15 protein-coding genes are annotated in these 19,298 nt (G+C 49.1%); 10 read left to right on the plus strand and 5 right to left on the minus strand.

The annotated features are described in order from the left end of the window. On the minus strand, positions 1-122 hold a 122-nt coding region (locus AC5JLB_RS00845; protein ID WP_495871986.1), incomplete at its 3' end, for a transposase family protein. A gap of 102 nt (positions 123-224) precedes the next feature. On the opposite strand from AC5JLB_RS00845, the gene AC5JLB_RS00850 reads away from it, so the two are divergent. Beyond that, positions 225-980 (plus strand): Uma2 family endonuclease, encoded by a 756-nt coding sequence (locus tag AC5JLB_RS00850; protein WP_495871964.1) that lies wholly within the window; start codon positions 225-227, stop codon positions 978-980. Here the strand turns inward: AC5JLB_RS00850 and crtH are convergent. Further along, complete coding sequence (crtH, locus tag AC5JLB_RS00855) at positions 966-2,477, minus strand: carotenoid isomerase (RefSeq protein WP_495871965.1); 1,512 nt, start codon at positions 2,475-2,477, stop codon at positions 966-968. The two genes, AC5JLB_RS00850 and crtH, sit on opposite strands and share 15 nt — an antisense overlap. A 758-nt stretch (positions 2,478-3,235) precedes the next feature. Between crtH and AC5JLB_RS00860 the strand changes: the two genes are divergently transcribed. From AC5JLB_RS00860 to AC5JLB_RS00890, 7 genes are all read left to right on the plus strand, one after another. Continuing rightward, complete coding sequence (locus tag AC5JLB_RS00860; RefSeq protein WP_495871966.1) at positions 3,236-4,474, plus strand: sedoheptulose 7-phosphate cyclase; 1,239 nt, start codon at positions 3,236-3,238, stop codon at positions 4,472-4,474. Continuing rightward, positions 4,467-5,303 carry an O-methyltransferase gene (locus AC5JLB_RS00865; protein ID WP_495871967.1) on the plus strand — a complete coding sequence of 279 codons (837 nt, stop codon included), beginning with the start codon at positions 4,467-4,469 and terminating at the stop codon, positions 5,301-5,303. The genes AC5JLB_RS00860 and AC5JLB_RS00865 overlap by 8 nt, the downstream gene beginning before the upstream one ends. Next, positions 5,300-6,643 carry an ATP-grasp domain-containing protein gene (locus AC5JLB_RS00870; RefSeq protein WP_495871968.1) on the plus strand — a complete coding sequence of 448 codons (1,344 nt, stop codon included), beginning with the start codon at positions 5,300-5,302 and terminating at the stop codon, positions 6,641-6,643. The genes AC5JLB_RS00865 and AC5JLB_RS00870 overlap by 4 nt, the downstream gene beginning before the upstream one ends. 97 nt (positions 6,644-6,740) lie before the next feature. Beyond that, positions 6,741-7,805 carry a methyltransferase gene (locus AC5JLB_RS00875; RefSeq protein WP_495871969.1) on the plus strand — a complete coding sequence of 355 codons (1,065 nt, stop codon included), beginning with the start codon at positions 6,741-6,743 and terminating at the stop codon, positions 7,803-7,805. A gap of 4 nt (positions 7,806-7,809) precedes the next feature. Then, on the plus strand, positions 7,810-8,862 hold the full coding sequence (locus AC5JLB_RS00880) for a glycoside hydrolase family protein (RefSeq protein ID WP_495871970.1): 1,053 nt from the start codon (positions 7,810-7,812) through the stop codon (positions 8,860-8,862). A gap of 21 nt (positions 8,863-8,883) precedes the next feature. After that, complete coding sequence (locus tag AC5JLB_RS00885; RefSeq protein WP_495871971.1) at positions 8,884-10,014, plus strand: glycoside hydrolase family protein; 1,131 nt, start codon at positions 8,884-8,886, stop codon at positions 10,012-10,014. 183 nt (positions 10,015-10,197) lie between these two features. Then, the gene (locus AC5JLB_RS00890) at positions 10,198-13,404 is read left to right on the plus strand and encodes an MFS transporter (protein WP_495871972.1); all 3,207 of its coding nucleotides are present in this window, start codon (positions 10,198-10,200) and stop codon (positions 13,402-13,404) included. Between the two features lie 234 nt (positions 13,405-13,638). Here AC5JLB_RS00890 and ald read toward each other — a convergent pair whose 3' ends face one another. Beyond that, complete coding sequence (gene ald / locus AC5JLB_RS00895; RefSeq protein WP_495871973.1) at positions 13,639-14,724, minus strand: alanine dehydrogenase; 1,086 nt, start codon at positions 14,722-14,724, stop codon at positions 13,639-13,641. 264 nt (positions 14,725-14,988) lie between these two features. Here ald and AC5JLB_RS00900 point away from each other — a divergent pair, with 264 nt between their 5' ends. Both AC5JLB_RS00900 and AC5JLB_RS00905 read left to right on the plus strand, forming a co-directional pair. Next, positions 14,989-15,159 (plus strand): hypothetical protein, encoded by a 171-nt coding sequence (locus tag AC5JLB_RS00900; protein ID WP_495696531.1) that lies wholly within the window; start codon positions 14,989-14,991, stop codon positions 15,157-15,159. A 188-nt stretch (positions 15,160-15,347) separates the two neighbouring features. Then, complete coding sequence (locus tag AC5JLB_RS00905; RefSeq protein WP_495871974.1) at positions 15,348-15,635, plus strand: hypothetical protein; 288 nt, start codon at positions 15,348-15,350, stop codon at positions 15,633-15,635. A 403-nt stretch (positions 15,636-16,038) separates the two neighbouring features. On the opposite strand, the gene AC5JLB_RS00910 is transcribed toward AC5JLB_RS00905, so the two are convergent. Next, positions 16,039-17,646, minus strand: coding sequence for a phenylacetate--CoA ligase family protein (locus AC5JLB_RS00910; protein WP_495871975.1), 1,608 nt, complete (start codon positions 17,644-17,646; stop codon positions 16,039-16,041). A gap of 209 nt (positions 17,647-17,855) precedes the next feature. Further along, entirely contained in the window at positions 17,856-19,256 is a 1,401-nt protein-coding gene (locus AC5JLB_RS00915; RefSeq protein WP_495871976.1) for a UDP-N-acetylmuramoyl-tripeptide--D-alanyl-D-alanine ligase, read from the minus strand. Between the last annotated feature and the right edge of the window lie 42 nt (positions 19,257-19,298).

Below are 19,298 nucleotides of genomic sequence, written 5' to 3' on the forward strand. Positions count from 1 at the left end.
TGACACTGGCTCATCATGCCAAGAATGACTAACAGTAAAACCACCCATAGCTCATAGCGCTTGCCGCGAGCGCTGCGAAAATCCTGCACTTGTTTGAGGGTTTCAATTAAACTGACGGTCATACTCGGTGAATGGAGACATCACCGCCAGCTTAACCTTTCTACGCTGACAATAAATTAGCCCTGCCAGGGTATGGGGAGTAGAATAACGGTGTAGCTTTCCCCATGCTCCTTATGGTCTCAGTTCCCAACCTAGACCTCTTGGAAGAACCCTATAGCAATGAACCCGAATTGGAAGATTCGCTCCATCTGGCTCAAATTGTCTTGCTCTTAACCTGTCTAGAATGGTGGTGGCAGAAGCGGCAGGACTTTTTTGTTGCCGCAAACCTCAGCATTTACTATCAGCCTCCCGAACTGCAATCTAAAAAGTTTCGTGGACCTGATTTTTTCGTCGTATTAGGCACAGAGCGGAGACCGCGTAGAAGCTGGCTGGTGTCGAGAGAAAACGGACAGTATCCCAATGTCATCGTTGAAATTCTGTCGCGCAAGACCGCGAAAACCGATCAAACCACAAAGCGAGATCTCTATCAAAATTTATTTCAGACGCCCGAATATTTTTGGTTTAATCCCGACCCCAAAAAACTAGAGTTTGTGGGACTGCGACTACAAGCAGGACACTACCAAGATATTCCTCGAACGGCTGAAGGTTGGATGTGGAGTGAGCAGCTAGAACTCTACTTGGGAATTGCGAATCATCAATTACGTTATTTCACCCCTGAAGGCGTGATGATTCCTAATTTTGAGGAAGAATCGGCTCAAAGTGGAGAAATTATTAAAGCCTTGGAACAGCGGTTAGAACGGGAGCAACGGCGAGCCGAACAATCTGAGTCGGTAGTACAGCAACAAAGTGAAGAGCTGGAGCGACTGCGATCGTATCTGCGATCGCAAGGCATCGATCCAAATCAATTAACCCAACCCTAAGTCCACAGCGACGCGATGGGCGCAAGCAAACCCAGAAAACGCCACTGCATTCAATCCCTGGCCGGGAAATGTGCTATCTCCAACGCAATAGAGATTTGAAACGGCAGTTCGGTTAAATGGCATTCCTAACAATCCAAGCAGCTTGCGGGAGGGAATTGGACCATACGTGCCGTTGTCTCGTCCTAAAAAGCGGCGATGCGTTCTCGGTGTGCCAACTTCTTGAAAATCTAGTGCTTGATCGAGGTTCGGAAAGATTTTAGACAAGCGATCGATCAATCGATGGGCTGCTGCTTCTTTTTTGGCTTCATATTCACTCGGCGTTAAATTCTGCCATTCACTGATCCAGCTTGGCGTGAACGTGTGAATGATGTGATGCCCATCAGGAGCCAAACTGGGGTCAAGCAGAGTTGGAATGGAGACAAAGATTGTGCCTTGCTCTGCTTCCATCTTGTTCCAGTCGTCAAGCAGAATGTGATGGCATTCTGTACCCAGGGGTAATGCGTCGGCTTTAATGCCAAGATGCAGACTTAAGAAACTAGGAGACTGTTGGTAGCGCTGCTGCCATTTTTTCTCAGCGTTAGGCATACAATCGCGCGGCAACAGTTTCTCAAACGTATCCCACCGGGTCGCGTTCGAGACGATGCGCTTTGCATGATAGGTTTCTCCAGATGCCAGCTTCACGCCAACCGCTTTCCCGTTCTCTGTAACAATCTCTGTCACTCGTGCTTTGTACTGAATCTGACTGCCCGCTTTTTCTAATCCTTCAACTAATTTCTGGGCAATTTGCCCGACGCCGCCTTTGGGATAGTTAATGCCTCCGTAGTGGCGATCGCTAAACACCATTCCAGCATTAATCATCGGTGTGCGATCGGCAGGAACCACTGACCAGCAGTAGCACTCCATGTCAATGAATTGCAGCAGTTGCGGATCGTGAATGTAACGTCTGGCGATATCACCTGCATTCTGCGGCAAATATTTCACCAATCCCAAACAGGCGAAGGGATGCTGAAAGAACACTCGCGTCAAGTAACGTGGTTCTTCGAGCGATAACAAGTCCATCACATTGAGGCAGTTAAACACCTTCCAGCATTCATCGTAGAATTGCCGAATGCCTTTCGCTTCGTGAGGAAATTTTTCAATTAGTTCGTTTAAGAACTTCTCATAATCACGATGAACTTGCAGATCTAATCCATTCGGTAAATGGTAGTGAATCTGAACGGGATCAGGAATCGTATCGATGCTGACGTTTACAGCGTCTAAAGCGCGAGTCAGTAGGTTTGTTGTGCCGCGATCGCCAAAGCCAAAAATCATCGATGCGCCGACATCAAAGCGGTAGCCTTCGCGGTCGAAATAGCCCGAGCTGCCACCCGGAATCAGGTAGCGTTCCAACACTAAAACGCTGGCTCCTTTTGCTGCCAATTGGGTTGCTGTGACTAAGCCGCCGATGCCCGATCCAATCACAATTACGTCAAATGTTGTCCCTTGAGAAGCAGTCATGCAAACGTCCTAAACCCACGTCCTTCAGTGTAGCGGAGAAGGAGTATGTGAAGGGAATGAGGTGTTGCTGATTCTGTGATGGAATCCGACAAAGCTAGACCATCAAACCTAGTTCCTTTCGTAGATGACAGCCTGACAATCATCACACGTTCAGCAATATCGAGAATGAGATAAAGTTCAAACTCCTCGCGATTATGAGGGCAGAGTTATTAAAACTTTATAAAAACGAGATTTCTATTTCTTCAGATAGACTTCCAATTCAATCAGAATCACTATTCTACGGGTAATCTACGGTTTCATCCGCAATGGCTCAGATCAAGAAAATTTTTGGTCGAGTTTCCCTTTACTCAATTGGGAAATTCAGACGGTTCAAAGTCTTTATTGATTATCGGTTTCAAGCAATGTTATGGCAGTTTGGTCGCTAGATCGAACCAGATCGGCGATCTCAGTTTTGCGAGATGGATAAGTGTTTGAGTGTTGCAGTTGTGTAGCTCAAAGGCTCGCGATTAGCGCAGAGCGCAACTCTGTAGGAACCGTAAATCTGTAGCAAGCTTAAGCGAAATTAATTTTATCGAAAGCTCATTTGCTCTCTGACTAGTGCAGAGTGTGACCCGTGTGAGCCAAGTTGTTCTGATACAAATCAGAACAGCAGGCGAAGCTGCGCGGATTGTCTGCTGGCGATTTTTACAGCTAGAGACCAAGTTTGTGGTGATTGTTGAACCTAGTTACTGAACCTAGAATTGAAGGACAACGTGGATATGACTACTATTCAGGCTACATTTGCAGCGACTGAAACAACCTTTCACGTAGAAGGGTACGAAAAGATTGAGTTCAGCTTTGTTTTGGTAAATGGAGCATTTGATCTCAAGAATACGGAACTGGCTGAGAATTACAGAAACTTTGGTCGCTGCCTCGCCGTGGTCGATCACAACGTCTACCGGCTGTATGGAAGCCAGATGGAAGCCTATTTTCAGTACTATGACATTGCGCTATCGGTCTTCTCCATTACCATCAGCGAACCCACAAAAACGATCGAGACGTTTGAAGCGATCATCGATGCGTTTTCAGACTTTGGGTTAGTTCGCAAAGAACCTGTGCTGGTTGTGGGTGGCGGACTTGTTACCGATGTGGCTGGGTTCGCTTGTGCCTCCTACCGTCGTAGCAGCAACTATATTCGCGTTCCAACCACGCTGATTGGACTAATTGATGCGGGTGTGGCAATTAAAGTTGCGGTCAATCACGGCAAGCTCAAGAACCGTCTGGGAGCTTATCACGCGCCGAAGCAAGTGCTTCTAGACTTTTCATTTCTAAAAACGCTGCCTGTTGATCAGATTCGCAACGGTATGGCAGAACTAGTGAAAATTGCTGTTGTGTCGAATCTGGAAGTCTTTCAATGGTTAGAGACTTACGGAGAGGAGTTATTGAATACTCACTTCGGATATGTAAATGGCACGCCTGAATTGAGCGCGATCGCACACAACGTTAAATACGAATCGATCAAAACTATGCTGGAATTAGAAACGCCTAATCTGCATGAATTAGACCTCGATCGCGTCATCGCTTACGGACACACTTGGAGTCCGACGCTCGAATTATCGCCCGCCGTGCCGCTGTTGCATGGTCATGCCGTGGCGATCGATATGGCATTGTCGGCGACGATCGCAGCCTGTCGCGGCTACATTAGCGACACCGATCGCGATCGCATTCTAGGACTGATGAGCCGAATTGGACTGGCGATCGATCATCCCCTGCTAGACGGCGACTTGCTCTGGGATGCTACTCAATCGATCACCTTGACTCGTGACGGCTTTCAGCGCGCCGCCATGCCTCGACCAATTGGAGAATGCTACTTTGTCAACGACCTGACGCGAGAAGAACTTGATGCTGCTTTAGCAGAGCATAAGCAGATTTGTGCTAACTATCCTCGTGCGGGGGCAGGTATTGATGCTTATGTGGGCGAGAATCAGCAATTGACGGGGAGCGCTGTCAATGGTTAATACGCTCAATTCTACCCATGCCGAGCCGCGTCCAGTAACGCCACTCGGCATTCTAACCGACCATTTGAAGGCAGCAGCACAGCTTTTAGAGAATGAGGCTGTGTCTGCTGAACTAAAGCAGCATGTGCAGCAGGCATTCAAACTAGCAGCAGGATTAGATCCCTATGTAGAAGCGTGTACCTCTCACGAATCGCCAGACTTGAGGGCGATCGCAGAGCGCACAAGTCAAGAAGCATGGAGTCATCGATTTTCTGCGGGTGAAACGGTGCGAGCGTTAGAACAAGAGATGCTGTCTGGACATGTGGAAGGACAAGCCCTGAAAATGATCGTCCACATGACTCGCGCTAAAACCATTTTGGACATCGGCATGTTCACGGGTTATTCGGCATTAGCGATGGCGGAAGCGTTGCCAGAAGATGGATGCTTGTTGGCGTGCGAAGTTGATCCCTACGTGGCTCAAGTGGCTCAAACGCTGTTTCAAAAAACGACTCATGATCGCAAGATTGGAGTCAGGATTGGTGCAGCATTGGAGACACTAAATCAACTAGCAGACGAGGGCACCTGTTTTGATTTGGTGTTCATTGATGCTGACAAAAAAGAGTACGTGCAGTACTTCCAAACCTTGCTGGATCGGGATCTACTCGCGCCTCACGGCTTCATCTGTGTAGATAACACGCTGCTCCAGGGACAGCCGTATTTACCAGCCAATGAACAATCTGAAAACGGAGCCGCGATCGCACACTTCAATCAAGTTGTGGCGGACGATCCTCGCGTTGAGCAAGTGTTGCTGCCCGTGCGAGATGGTTTGACGATCATTAGACGCCTATGACCACTACACCTCAGGAGTCAACCTCCACTCCTCTAAAAAGTCTCGCAACGTTGGCGCTCCTCCTGATCGCGCTGCCAATCAACAGTCTTCTGGTTTTGGTGGCGCTGGTCTGGAGCGCACTAACTCGCCTATTCAGAACACCGCCTTCTTCGACTGGAAAAACGGTGATGGTGTCGGGCGGCAAAATGACAAAAGCGCTCCAGCTTGCTCGCTGCTTTCACGCGGCAGGGCATCAGGTTGTGTTGGTCGAAACGCATAAGTATTGGCTGAGCGGACATCGGTTCTCCAATGCCGTCGATCGCTTCTATACGGTTCCTGATCCTCAAAAGGATTTGCAGGCGTATACAGAAGCGTTGCAGAACATTGTTGAACAAGAACAAATCGATGTTTTCGTTCCGGTTACAAGTCCGGTTGAAAGCTACTACACGTCCTTGATTAAGCCGCTCTTGTCTTGCGAGGTGTTTCAGTTTGACAAGGAAATGACGACACTGTTGGATGACAAGTTTGCATTTGCGGAGACGGCGCGATCGCTAGGTCTATCAGTTCCCAAATCGTTTAGAATCACCGATCCAGAACAGGTGATTAATTTCGATTTCTCCAGCGAAACTCGTCCCTACATTCTTAAAAGCATTGCTTACGACTCGGTACGCCGCTTGGATCTGACCAAATTGCCATGTTCAATGCCCGAAGAAACGGCTGCCTTTGTTCACAGTCTGCCGATCAGCGAGGAACGACCGTGGATCATGCAGGAATTTATTGCAGGGCAAGAGTACTGCACGCACAGCACGATCCGAAAGGGTGAGTTGCGATTGCACTGCTGCTGCGAGTCTTCTGCGTTTCAGGTGAACTACGAAAACGTGGATCAGCGGCAAATTTTAGAGTGGGTTCAAACCCTTGCGAAAGCCCTAAATCTGACCGGACAAGCTTCATTTGATTTTATTCAAGCCGACGATGGCAAAGTTTATGCGATCGAGTGCAATCCCCGCACCCATTCTGCAATCACGATGTTCTACAACCATCCTGGAGTTGCCGAGGCATATTTGGGGCAAACTCCGCTGCCTGAACCACTTCAGCCATTGCCAACCAGCAAGCCGACATACTGGCTATATCACGAACTGTGGCGGCTGACGCAGGTGCGATCGCTCCAACAATTGCAAACTCAGCTTAAAACTCTAACTGAGGGAACGGATGCCATTTTTCAGGTCAACGATCCCCTGCCATTTCTAACGGTGCATCACTGGCAAATTCCTCTCTTGCTGATCAGTAACCTGCGCCGCTTTGGCGGCTGGATCAGAATTGATTTCAATATCGGCAAACTCGTTGAGCTAGGCGGTGACTGAAACAAGTTATCAAAGGACAAGTTATCAAAGCTTCTGCCCAAACTCCTTTCCCTGAGAGAATTCTAGACTCCTTAACTCTTTATCAACCCCTTCACCTATGACAGCCACCCTGAGCCAATCTACTACTACCTCGATGGCCGCCAAGAGACAACTCTTTGAGATGATTTTGGCGTTTGTCAAAAGCCAATGCATTTACGTGGCAACGCGATTGGAAATTTTCAATCTGCTGTGTGACGAAGGAGAACTGAGCGTAGATGCGATCGCAAAGAAAACAAACACTGCCCCCGATCGTCTCTACTTTGTGTTGCGTGCCCTAGCACACGTGGATGTGCTGCAAGAAAAACCAGAGCAAGTGTTTGCTCCAACCGAGATGTCAAACTTACTGGCGACCCACAGGGGACCGTCGATGGGTCACTTAGCAATGCACCTGCTGGAACCCGCTCAGTGGGACGCTTGGAACACCTTAGAAGCTGCCCTGCATACCGGCGAAGTTCCGTTCGAGCGGGCAAACGGCAAAGGAGTCTACGAGTTTTGCCGTGATAACGATTGGAGCGGAGATGTGTTCATCAACGCCATGAGTTTCTTCACCAATCATTCCGTTGATGCACTTTTAGATGCGTACGACTTTAGCCGATTCGATACCGTTATGGATGTCGGCGGCGGACAGGGCGGCTTGATTGCTCAAATCGTCAAGCGGTATGGCTGCAATGGCATGTTGTTTGATGTCCCTTATGTTGCTGCAACGGCTCCGGCTTATCTAGAGCAGCAAGGCATCGAGCTAGAGGCCATCAAAATCATCACGGGTGACGTATTTCAGGAAGTGCCGACTGGGGCAGATGCGATCGTCATGAAGTACTTCATCTCAGCCTGGAATGACGAAGACGCCGCGAAAATTTTGCATAACTGTAAGAAAGCGCTGCCACCTCACGGCAGAATCGTGCTGCTGCAAGCGTTTGTTCCCGATATCGACGAGCCGAAAACCGCTCCCGACGGCATCATGCCAGGAATCTTCGCGGTGCAGATCAATGTTGCTGTACCGGGTGGAGGATGGCGCACGAAAAAACATTTCCAAGCCTTGTTCGAGCAATGTGGCTTTCAGTTAGAACAGGTTGTTGATACCACGACCAATCTTTCGGCAATGGAATTTAGTATCGCCTCCTAACCCTATGCCTTGGCAACCGCGTGACAAGTACTGTTGGGATTTTTGGTTTGCGTACAAGGGGCCGACGTTGCACTTGTTTTATCTGCAAGCGTCTCGTTTGGCCTGCGCCTACAATCCGGACAAGCGCCATAATTTAGCCTCGGTGGGTCACGCGGTGCTAACCGACTTTGGTTGGCAAGAAATCAGCGTCGATCAGCCTGCGTTTGAACGACGAGACGGAGACGAGTGGGATAACCTGTCGATTTGGACGGGTAGCATCCTCCAGTACGAGTCTCTCTATTACTTGTTCTATACCGCAAGGCGCAACGAAGATGCTTGGATTACCACTCCCTATGAGCGGCGGCGTCCTCAGCAGATTGGGGTAGCCGTCTCAGACGACTTGAGTACTTGGAGCCGAACGCCTACCTCTCTCGAAAAACCGACCATTCCCAATCCTGGAGTCGATAGCAAGTTCGACGGAATCAACTGGCACGATCCCTATGTAATTCAAGATGAGATCGACGGTAAGTTTTATGCGTTTATCTGCGCTCACAAATGCGATCAGGTATCCGATGCAAATGGAGCCGTTGCCTACGCCACCTCAACTGATCTAGAGCATTGGCAAGAGGAACCTTACAAAGTCTTGTACACCAGTCCTCAATTTCTGCTGACAGAAGTTCCACAAGTGTTTTGGCGCAAAACGAATGACCAGAGCGCTTGGCGATTGTATTTAATCTTCTGTCCGCGTTGGAGTTCGCTGTTTAATCAGTCGATTCCGCTGGGTATGACGTACTACGTGCGATCGCAGCCCATCCGCGATCGCGCTCAGGTCAGCTATGATGCCATTCCTTGGGAACCCGAACCCGCGAATGTTCTGGCCGTCAATTGTCACGCGGGAAAGCTAATTCGTCCAGAATCAGTGACGAATCCGGTGTTTTTCGGATTCCAATTCTCAGATCAAGGTGGACATTTTGTCGGAGGAGTGAGCGATCCGGATTGGGCGACCTTTGCCGACGACGGCACAATTTCTTTATCCAAGCCTCAGATCGTGCCCGACTCGATCGACAGTGCTATCTAATCCAACCTGCTCATTCTCATCATGACGCTCACGCCCCTGCACCGCAAAATTCTCGCCTATCTTGAACCACTCCCGGCTGACTTACTCGATCCCGCGATCGCCAGTTTTGCACAGCGTACTCAGTTCAAACTTAGTCAAGCCGTTACCCATTTGTTGCGACGTTCTCGCGGAACTGGGCCTATGGTCTGGGATCCGTGGATTTTAAAAGATGGCGAGGTTTACCGTCTGTTTTACCTCAAAGGCGTCGAGGGGCAAAATCCGTGGTGGACGATAAGTAATATTTGTGGTGCGGTGTCTGCCGATTTAGAACACTGGGAAGAGTTAGGAACATTACTAGAACCTGACCCACAGAACGATTGGGAGTCGGGTCGAGTATGTGCGGGATGTACCTATAAAGAAGACGATACCTACTACTTGTTTTACTCGGCTGGCGGTAAAGAAATGCCTCACCTCCGCAACGAGGGCATTGGCTTAGCCGTATCGAAAGATGGCTTGCAGTTCTCCCGACAGAGCGATCGTCCTTTGATCATGCCTGATCCTGACGACCTCTGGTATGGACGGAGCAATTGGACGAATCATTTTCACTGGCGTGATCCCTATGTGATCAAGGATGAAACGACAGGCAAATACTATATGTTCATCTGTGCATCTGCAAAAGCAACGGGTCAGTTTCAAGGCTGCGTTGGTTTAGCTGTTGCCGATCGCATTACTGGGCCTTATGAAATTCTTCCGCCTGTGGTCGAAATGACTGACAACTGGGCGTACTATCACATGGAGCGTCCTCAAGTCATTTACAAAGCAGGTAAGTATCACCTCTTCTTTTCGTGTTTCAAAATGTTCTTTGAGCAAACCTGGTTGCAGCGAGAACGTCATCAGCGCATTACGAATTCGTCCCTTTATTGGTATACCTCAGAGCAGATCGCAGGCCCCTACCATCCGGTTGATCCCGATGATTATGTGGTAACGGGTAGCGAGAAAAGCGGGCTGTATGGAACAAACTTTTTACAGATTTCAGACGAACCAGAAGAATTTATTGCCTACGGTTGGTATCATCGGCTACACACATTAGAAACATCAAAGGTGTTTCAGGCCACTTGGGATGCAACCGAACCCACAAAACATTCTCTATCGATTGCCCTCTCGTCGATCTAAACGAAAAAATACGTGTCCTGATTTGAGCGACTGCTCCTCCTTTCAGTAGATCCCCCCTTATCTCCTCCGACTGATGATGTGAGTCCCCCTACTCGACGATTCTAAGTACAAAGGTTGTTTCAAAATCGGAGTCTCACTGACGCATCTTTTGTGCGTTGGGCGGAGTCTAATGAGGGAAATTCTATGATTCAATTGGTAAACATATCGTGGGAACTGAGTCAACTTGCTCAGGTTCCTATTGATGGAGGCGTTACCCGACCTGAAGATGCTGCACTAGTATTTTCAGGTCCGAAGTTTTTTGTGGCTCTAATTTCAGGCGTTGTATTAGCATTTGCATTCCAATTAGTATTAACAAATCTTTCTGTCGCGGCTGGAATTTCTTATCTTGGTCGAGATAGCGATCATGATGATCACGATCACCATGATCACCATGATTCCGGCAGTGTCGGCGGTACAATCCGCAAAATTGGCTTTGCGGTTGGTATTTGGACGCTGATTACTGTAACAATCGCACTCTTTCTTGCGTGTCTCTTGGCAGTTAAGTTGAGTTTGCTTGAGAGTGCAGCATTGGGTGCGATCATAGGTTTGGTGATCTGGGCGACCTACTTTACGCTACTCGTGTGGGTCAGTTCTAGCACCGTGGGATCGCTCGTTGGCTCATTAGTGAACTCTGCTACCTCTGGCTTTCAGGCATTGGTTGGAACAGTGAGTGCTGCGATCGGGGCCAAGGCTGTGAATCAGCAAGTGGTCTCTACCGCAGAAGCAGCGGCAGCAGCAGTTCGACGGGAACTCGGCTCTGCGGTCGATCCAGGTAGTATTCGAGATTCGCTAGAAGATTACCTAGATCGCGTCCGTCCGGCGCAGCTTGACATGGGACGGGTGCGCCACGAGCTAGAAGGGCTAGTGAACGATCCTGAACTACAAAACATTGTAGGGGGCGGCTCTCCTGCCGATGTGATTGATCGACTGAGACACATCGATCGCAACACGTTTGTCAACCTCGTTAGCAACCGCACCGATTTGTCTCGTCAAGAATCGCAACGGTTAGTCGATCAGCTAGAGTCGGTTTGGAACGACACACTAGGGCGGTTCGGGCGTAAAGACCCAACTCAAGGCCTGAGCGACTATCTCCAGACAGTTCAATCCGGTCAGGTCGATACAAACGAGCTAAATCGGCGGATTGAGCAACTCACCGAAGAAGTCCGTCGCCAAGGGCAACTGCTGCAAGGGACGCAGCAAGCCCAAGCAACCTCGATGCGCGATCAAATGTCAACGATCGCATCTATGGCGCAGCGGCCCCAAAAAGAAGGCCAAGGTAACTTGCTCGATCGCGCTGTGCAAATGGGGATCTCTACTTTGATGGGTAGTGTGTTGGGGCGCACTGACTTGTCGGATCTCGATGTCGAGAAGATTTTAGGACAACTGCAAACCGCCAAAGACAAGGTAACGAGTGGTGCGAAAGAAGCAACCAATCGCGTGTCATCCGGTGGCTTCAGCCCGATTCGTTCCGATGTCGAAAACTATCTACTCAATACCTATTCTTGGCACTTAAACCGCGAAACCCTGAACACTGAGTTCCGCGAAGTCTTGTATGACCCAGAGGCTGATCCAGCGGCGGTACGGCGAGAGCTAGAACGCTTAAACCGGACTGATTTTGTCCATCTGCTGACGCAGCGGGGCGATTTGCCTGCGGCACGAGTGTCAGACATTGCCGATCAGCTTGAAGCGATTCGGACGGGTATTTTAGGCTCAGTAGGGGTTGCTGATGAACAAGAGCGATCGCAGGATCTGCGCTCTAGAGTAGAAAACTATTTGCGCTCTACGAATAAGGATGAACTGAACCCCGACGCGATCGAACGGGAAGTAACCCTGCTGTTAGAAGACCCGGACGCAGGGTACGATGCGCTCAGTTCTCGGTTAAGCGGCTTCGATCACGATACGCTGGTGCAGTTGCTTTCACAACGGCAAGATCTATCTCCAGAAGAAGCCGATCAAATTGTTTCACGGTTTGAGACGAGCCGCGATCGCGTGCTCAATTCGTCAAAAGAAGCCCAAGATCGAGTCCGATCTGAAGCGGAAGCGCTCCGAATCCGCGTCGAGTCTTACCTCAGAAACACGAACAAGAATGAACTCGACCCCGATGCCATCAAACGGGACTTCAGAACCTTATTAGATGATCCGCAAGCAGGAGCCTCTGCCTTACGCGGACGGCTCAGCCAGTTCGACCGCGATACGCTAGTACAGCTTCTCGGTCAACGGCAAGATATGACGCCCGAAGAAGCTGATCGCGTTGTGAGCCAATTGGAAGATGTGCGAGATAACGTTCTGCACGCTCCCCAAATTGTGGTTAGCAAAGCGAAAGATCAAGTCGATAGTGTTACCAGCTCGATCGCAGAGTATCTCCGTAACACCAACCGGGATGAACTCAATCCTGAAGGTATTCAGCGCGATTTGAATGTGCTGCTCAACGATCCGAAAGCGGGTATGTATCGCTTCCGGTCTCGGCTATCGCAAATGGATCGCGAGACCTTGGTGCAGCTTTTAGCTCAGCGTCAAGACCTCTCGGAAGAGCAGGTTAATCGCATCATTGATGATCTGCAAAGTAGTATCCGTCGCCTTGTGCGATCGCCTCGTCGGTTGGCAGCCCGGACTCAGCAACGGGTTGAGAATTTCCAGTCCGCGTTAGATAGCTATCTTCGCAACACCGACAAAGAAGAATTGAACCCGGATGGGATCAAGCGCGATCTGCAACTGTTGTTGAGAGATCCTCGCGCTGGGTTTGGTAATCTTGGCGATCGCGTCTCTCACATCGATCGCTCGACTCTGATTGCATTGCTGGCTCAACGCAAAGACATGACCGAAGAAGAAGCCGCACGAGTGGTGGATAACGTGTTGTCGGTGCGTGACCAGTTTATGGCTCAAGTTCATGCCATTCAAGATCGAATTCAGGCTGTGATCGACGGTATCTTTGAGCGCATCCGCTCCTACCTCAACGGCTTAGAGCGTCCTGAACTGAACTATGAAGGTATCAGCAGCGACGTGCGGACGATGTTTCACGATCCCCAAGCTGGCTTTGATGCCATGCGCGATCGCTTAGGCAGCTTCAATCGCGAAACTCTTGTGGCAGTGCTGTCATCACGAGACGACGTTTCTGAAGCGCAAGCCAATCGCATCATCGACCAAGTTGAGAATGCTCGAACCAGCGTTTTGCGACGTGCAGAGCGGATGCAAGAAGAAGCGCAGCGACGGGTTGAAGAGGTGAAGCGGCAGGCGAAGAAGCAAGCTGAAGAGACGCGCAAAGCGGCGGCATCGGCGGCTTGGTGGTTGTTTGCCACTGCGATCGTATCAGCAGGAGCCGCCGCCCTTGCAGGTGCACTCGCGGTGGGTTAATCCTCCATTCTTGATTTTCAATTTCTCTAGTTAACCTCTGAAGCCTCCTCTTGCAGGAGGCTTTTTTATGCAAAGATTCCTATTGCTTTAAGAAAGCGGGGATAGTGTTGTAGAGCTGTGTTGAGTAGACTTATGTTGGGCAATTGTTAAGCGATCGCATCGCCCTCGTAAAGGCACAATTAACCAGAGCCATACAACGTCTGGATGAACCTCAAACAACTCTTTAAGCACTTCTTAAACCAAGTCTGGAAATACCTCTTGAACAGCAGGATGAATCAGATGATGATTCTGCACATTTAATCCTTTCGCCAAGATAGGGTCGCGTTCTAACGCTGCTAAACCGCCATTTGCGAGTTTTGCCACATAGGGAAGCGTACTGTGGTTAAGCGCTTGGGTTGCCGTCCAGGGAACGGCTCCGGGCATATTTGGCACACCATAATGAACAACGCCTTCTTCAACATAGGTGGGATGCGTGTGTGACGTCGGACGCATGGTTTCGATGCAGCCGCCTTGATCGACTGCAACATCGACAATCACAGAACCCGGACGCATGTGTTTGACCAGTTCGCGCGATACCAGAATTGGCGCTCGCTTTGCCAGAACTAGAACCGCACCGATCAGCAAATCTGCGTTGGGAACCACTTCTTCAATGTGGCTAGAGTTGCTGTAGAGTAGCTCGACTCGCGACCCAAAAATTGTTTCTAAGTACGACAAGCGATCGACACTCACATCGAGAATTTGTACCTGTGCACCCATTCCGATCGCCATTCGTGCCGCTTCAGTGCCAACAACTCCGCCGCCCAAAATCACTACGCGACCTGGCTTGACCCCCGGAATGCCACCCAACAAAACACCCCGTCCGCCCTGCTGCCGTTCTAGGAAACGTGTGCCAAATTGGACCGAAAGCCGCCCAGCGATAATGCTCATAGGCGTTAAAAGCGGCAGGCGTCGGTCAGGCAATTCAACCGTTTCGTAAGCGATCGCGCTTACGCCTGACTCTAGCAACCGCTCCGTCAAAGTGCGATTAGCTGCCAAATGCAAATAGGTAAATAGAATTTGCCCTTTGCGAAGAAATTCATATTCAGAGGTAAGGGGTTCTTTAACCTTCACCACAAGTTCCCGATTCCAAACGTCATGCGCAAGGGGAACCATCGTTGCGCCAGCTCCGACATAATCTGCATCTGAGAAGCCCGATCCTAGCCCTGCTTCTTTCTCAACAAACACCGAATGTCGTTGCTCGACCAATACTCGGACACTACTTGGAGTCAGACCAACGCGAAACTCCTGATCCTTCGTCTCTTTAGGAACGCCAATTTCCATCTAAACCTCTTTTGCGGCTCTCTAGTTCTAGCTTAGTGTGCCTAGTTTTTGATGACAGTCATCCGTTTAGTAGATCCATGAACAATCTGTCTCAGTCCCGTTTAGAATAGGAGAAGCAAGGTAAAGAATTGTGAAATCAAGGTTAGTTTTTAGCGCCTTGTTAGACGATCTACCTTGAAATAACACGTCGTGAAATGACACGTTGTGAAATGACAGTAGTTGGTTCGCTCCTCTTAAGATTTATACACGCTGAGGTTACACACCATGACATCCACTCAACCCACAACTACTCCTAAATTTGAAGAGCCTAAGTTTGGTTTTAATGACTATGCAGAGCGGCTTAATGGTCGGGCAGCTATGCTTGGGTTTGTGATTGCGCTTGCGATCGAGTACGTTACTGGGCAAGGCGTTTTATCTTGGCTTGGGTTAAGATAAGCGCTGAGAGTAGGTAAGGAGGTATCGTATTAAGCAGACTTACCTCCTGAGGTCATGTAGTTTTACTTAAGTATCTCTAGAAATGTCAACAAAAGCGTTTGGGCTAGAAGACTCTACTTAGGTGAGTTCTATTGGTCTAGGTCGAACGTTTTAGAATATAAGAAGTCGCTGTAATCGAGCAACCTGTGATGAACGCTGTATGGAATCGGGTATTGAAGTCAGTTTATGGAAAAGAGCCAATTACGGGCTTTATCCTGACAGCAGGTGCAGTGGATGTAGCGATCGGAGGAATTGACCAAAGTTTGTCTTTAGTCTTCTTTGGCTTGTGTGTCGTTTCTGCCGCTCTTGGTTTGCGGTGGTGGCAGTTTTATCGTCGTTCTTCGGAGACAGTTCGAGAAGAACGGGTTGCCTATGCTCTTCCGCCTCAGTCATCTCGTCCGTCGTTGCCAACGCTGAGTGTTCCTAAGAAGAAATGACTGCCGTTGCACAGTTCCTTTTATGCAACTGGGTTGTTGATTTAGCTTGCTGAGGTAGTTAACTCGTTGCTCATTTTGCTTATTGCGCCTGTCTAAAATTGCGATCGCTGTTTTCTCAGCTTATAGATAGATTCTGTACAATATAAACCGTTTGTGAAACTGTTTCAGGATTCGATTGCAATTTAATCTTCTAGGCTACAAAGTTTCATATCTTTAGTCATTACTCTTAGTGTGATTGGTTCAACCATAGGAATTGAATCAGTTCCATTAAAACAACCATTGATAAATTGGTTTATAAATTGAATATCAGGACTGAGTTGGCATCATCTAATTAGATGATGCTATTTTTGTAAGTTTTGTCTCACAAGAAGTCGCGTCATCAGCAGAAATACATTGCTCATTTCTAGCCTGATGAGGAACGGGTGTAACGATGCTTCACCCCAACCGGAAAGTATTCCGGATCACCCATTGCTCGTAGCTGAATTTGAGGAATCTGATCGGCATCGGGTACATAATGCGCAAACTCACTGTTCAGCCGCCGCAAGTGCTGTCGAATTGAGTCTGCGATCGCGCTTCGTTTTTCGTTGCTCTCCTCAACATCAGGCGCAAGTTCTACCACGATTGACAATGCCTTATTTTGATCGGCACCTTCTACCACTTGCATGACAAATTTCCCGGTTACCCAGTTGCAGATCGGGACTTGCTCTAATCCAACCGCTACATTTTCGGGGTAGATATTCGCTCCAAAATAGGACACGGTAAAGTGCGATCGCCCGAAGACATAAACAAAGGGCAAAGGACGAATCCCGCGATCCAATGGACTTTTCGCCGCGAACCCTTTCGGAGCTTCACGAAACGAATCGCGCTGTAATTCTGCTTGAGGATCAAAGCCCTGCTTCTGAAGAAACGAGAGCAAGGTTTCGTAAGGAAGGATGCCGCCCTGATCGGCAATATGATAGCGCACCAAGGGAACCCCGTTGTCTCCCGAAAACAGCAGACTTCCGTCCTGCACTTCAAAGAAGCGACTGGAGGGATCATACTGCACTAGCGTTGGTAAACGAGACTCGCCAAACAGCGTCCGGGCAATGTCAGGGTGAGAGGACAACCAGCGACGAATGCAAATGGTCAACGGCGTTTCATTGCCCAACACTCCTGCATCTGCTGTGCCATAGAGTGAAGCAAAATCGAAACAGAAATCCGTTGAGCCAAGCCGTTCTCCAACCAGCGATCGCCACTCTTCACTAAAGACTTCCCCTGCCATCACCAGCTTGACCTGGTGCGCTTGCCAGTCAATTTCCTGGGTGATGCCGCTATCGATCACATCTTTGAGAAAAGGCGGATAGCCCAGCAGCACAGTTTGCTCAAACAATGGAGCTAACGTCTGTACAACTCGAAAGATCTCGGCCTTATTGTTACCCGGAGTGACCACCGTGATTGGATAACCTTTTGCGGCAAGATGGCGGCAACAATTTGCGGTATACATGCCGCCTACCCAGGTACCAAGCGCAAAGCAGATAATAGCTAGAGTGCGCCGTTGATCAGCGCGAAAGCTGTCATAAAAGATTTGCTCAAACCGAGTGGCGACTGAAAATTCATCGGCGAGCGATCGCGCCCAAAAGCTAGGTTGTCCGGTGGAACCCGAAGAGACGGCAACCATATCACATCCTGCAAGTTGTCCATCTCGGCAAAGCTGAGGCAAGGGATACTGTTGAATGTAGTTGGCTTTGGTGGTGAGAGGAAGCTGCTGAAACTGGTCAAAAGTTTGAATGTCAGTCGGAGTAATGCCTTGTGCCTTGAGAAAGGCTTGGTAAGCCGGAACGCGGCCAGCAACACGATGAAAGAGCGTGAGAACATCTGTTTGAGCATCAGTAGTGTTCTGAGGCGTCAGCAGTCGATCGAGGGGCGTTGTGACAAAGGTTTGCAGGGTAGAGAGGGGCAAGTCGCGATCGGCAAATCGTGGACTGAAATTCTGCTCGACATTCAGAGGCTGCCTAAAATTTTCACTGTTCATCTCAATTCCTCATACATACAGTCGAGGAGATCTTTAACGGATTAGTTAGGCTGATTATGCAACAAGAACGAGGCTAGTTCTCGGAATTTTAATGTGGTGTAAGAGAATTGTCTCACCGTTCCATAAAACGGTTGAGCGCAATAAGCCTCACGAAAGCGAGGCTTAGAAGTATGAGCAGAACAATGTAGTCATTCATTTTGCGTAGTAATTCATTTTGCATCTTTGCTCAATGCGTCTCGCAACCCTTCAACCACTTGATCTAATCCCACTGCTCGTGACGCTTTAAATAGAATGCGATCGCCCGGCTGCACCATTTCTTTCAAGCGGCTCACCAAATCAGCATGAGTTGTGAATTTTTCAGAACGTAGTGGCGCGGCCCCTTGGGCAAGAGCTTCCGCTTCTGCCTCGTCCGCCAAAATTAACAATGCGTCTAAATCTAGGTTTCTTACCCGTTCGCCAACTTGTCGATGGTACTCAGTTGACCAATCGCCCAACTCTTTCATGGTTCCAAGCACCGCAATTTTGCGGCTTCCAGACGTTTGCGCCAACAGCTTCAGCGATGCCAACATCGATTCTAATCCCGCATTGTAGGTTTCATCTAAAATCACGACATCGTTTGCCAGGTCGTAACGGCGCGATCGCCCTCCTGGTAAATCAATCTCTAGACCCGATGTGAGCTTTGACCAATCCAGCTTCAAAGCTTTTGCAACGCCTAACGCCGCTAGAAAATTCAGCGCGTTATGCTCTCCGGCAAGAGGCAATTCAAAATTTAGACTGCCAAGCCTTAAGCCATTGGTGCTAAGCTCCGGAGGGGTTCGCTCCGCTAAGTCCGTTGGAGCGCTAAGCATTTCACCTTGCAGATCGCCGCCTGTCAGTCCGTAGGTGATGGTGTCGCCCTGCCAGACCATAGCGGCAGTTTCAATTAGAAGCGGGTTGTCGTGGTTGAGAATAGCCACAGAATCAGGCGACATTTCAGCAAGCAGTTCGCATTTGGCTTGCGCGATCGCGGCTCTCGATCCAAGTCGCCCTATATGAGCGGTTCCAACATTAGTAATCACGGCCACATCAGGGCTGGCAATCTGGCTTAATAGCGCGATTTCTCCTGGCGCTCGCATTCCCATTTCAACCACAGCAAAATCATGATCAGCGCTCAAGTTTAACAGCGTTTTTGGAACGCCAATTTCGTTGTTGTAGTTCGCCTGAGTTTTTAGTACACGACCATATTGAGAAAGAACTGCCGCTAAAATTTCTTTGGTGGTCGTTTTTCCAACTGATCCAGTAATTGCAATAATTGGAATGTCGAACTGCTTGCGCCACCAGTGCCCTAAGGCTTGATACGCATTTAAGGTATCTTTAACTACGATTAAGGAGAGATCAGACGACGGAAAAGCTTCGTCTACGATCGCGGCGATCGCGCCTTGTGAAATTGCGGTTTCAACAAAATCGTGTCCATCAAATTTCTCACCCCGCAACGCCAAGAACACATCTCCCGGCTGAACATTCCGGCTATCAGTTGTAATTCCGGTTGCTACATCTGCGCGATTGAATAGATTCTGAGTCGATGCACTGAGAACGGTAATAATCTGATCGAGAGACGCTTGAAACGGCATAGGGTGAGGAAAGAAAACTAGCTGCCTATTCTAAGCGTTTGC

This window comes from Myxacorys chilensis (genome assembly GCF_059505265.1).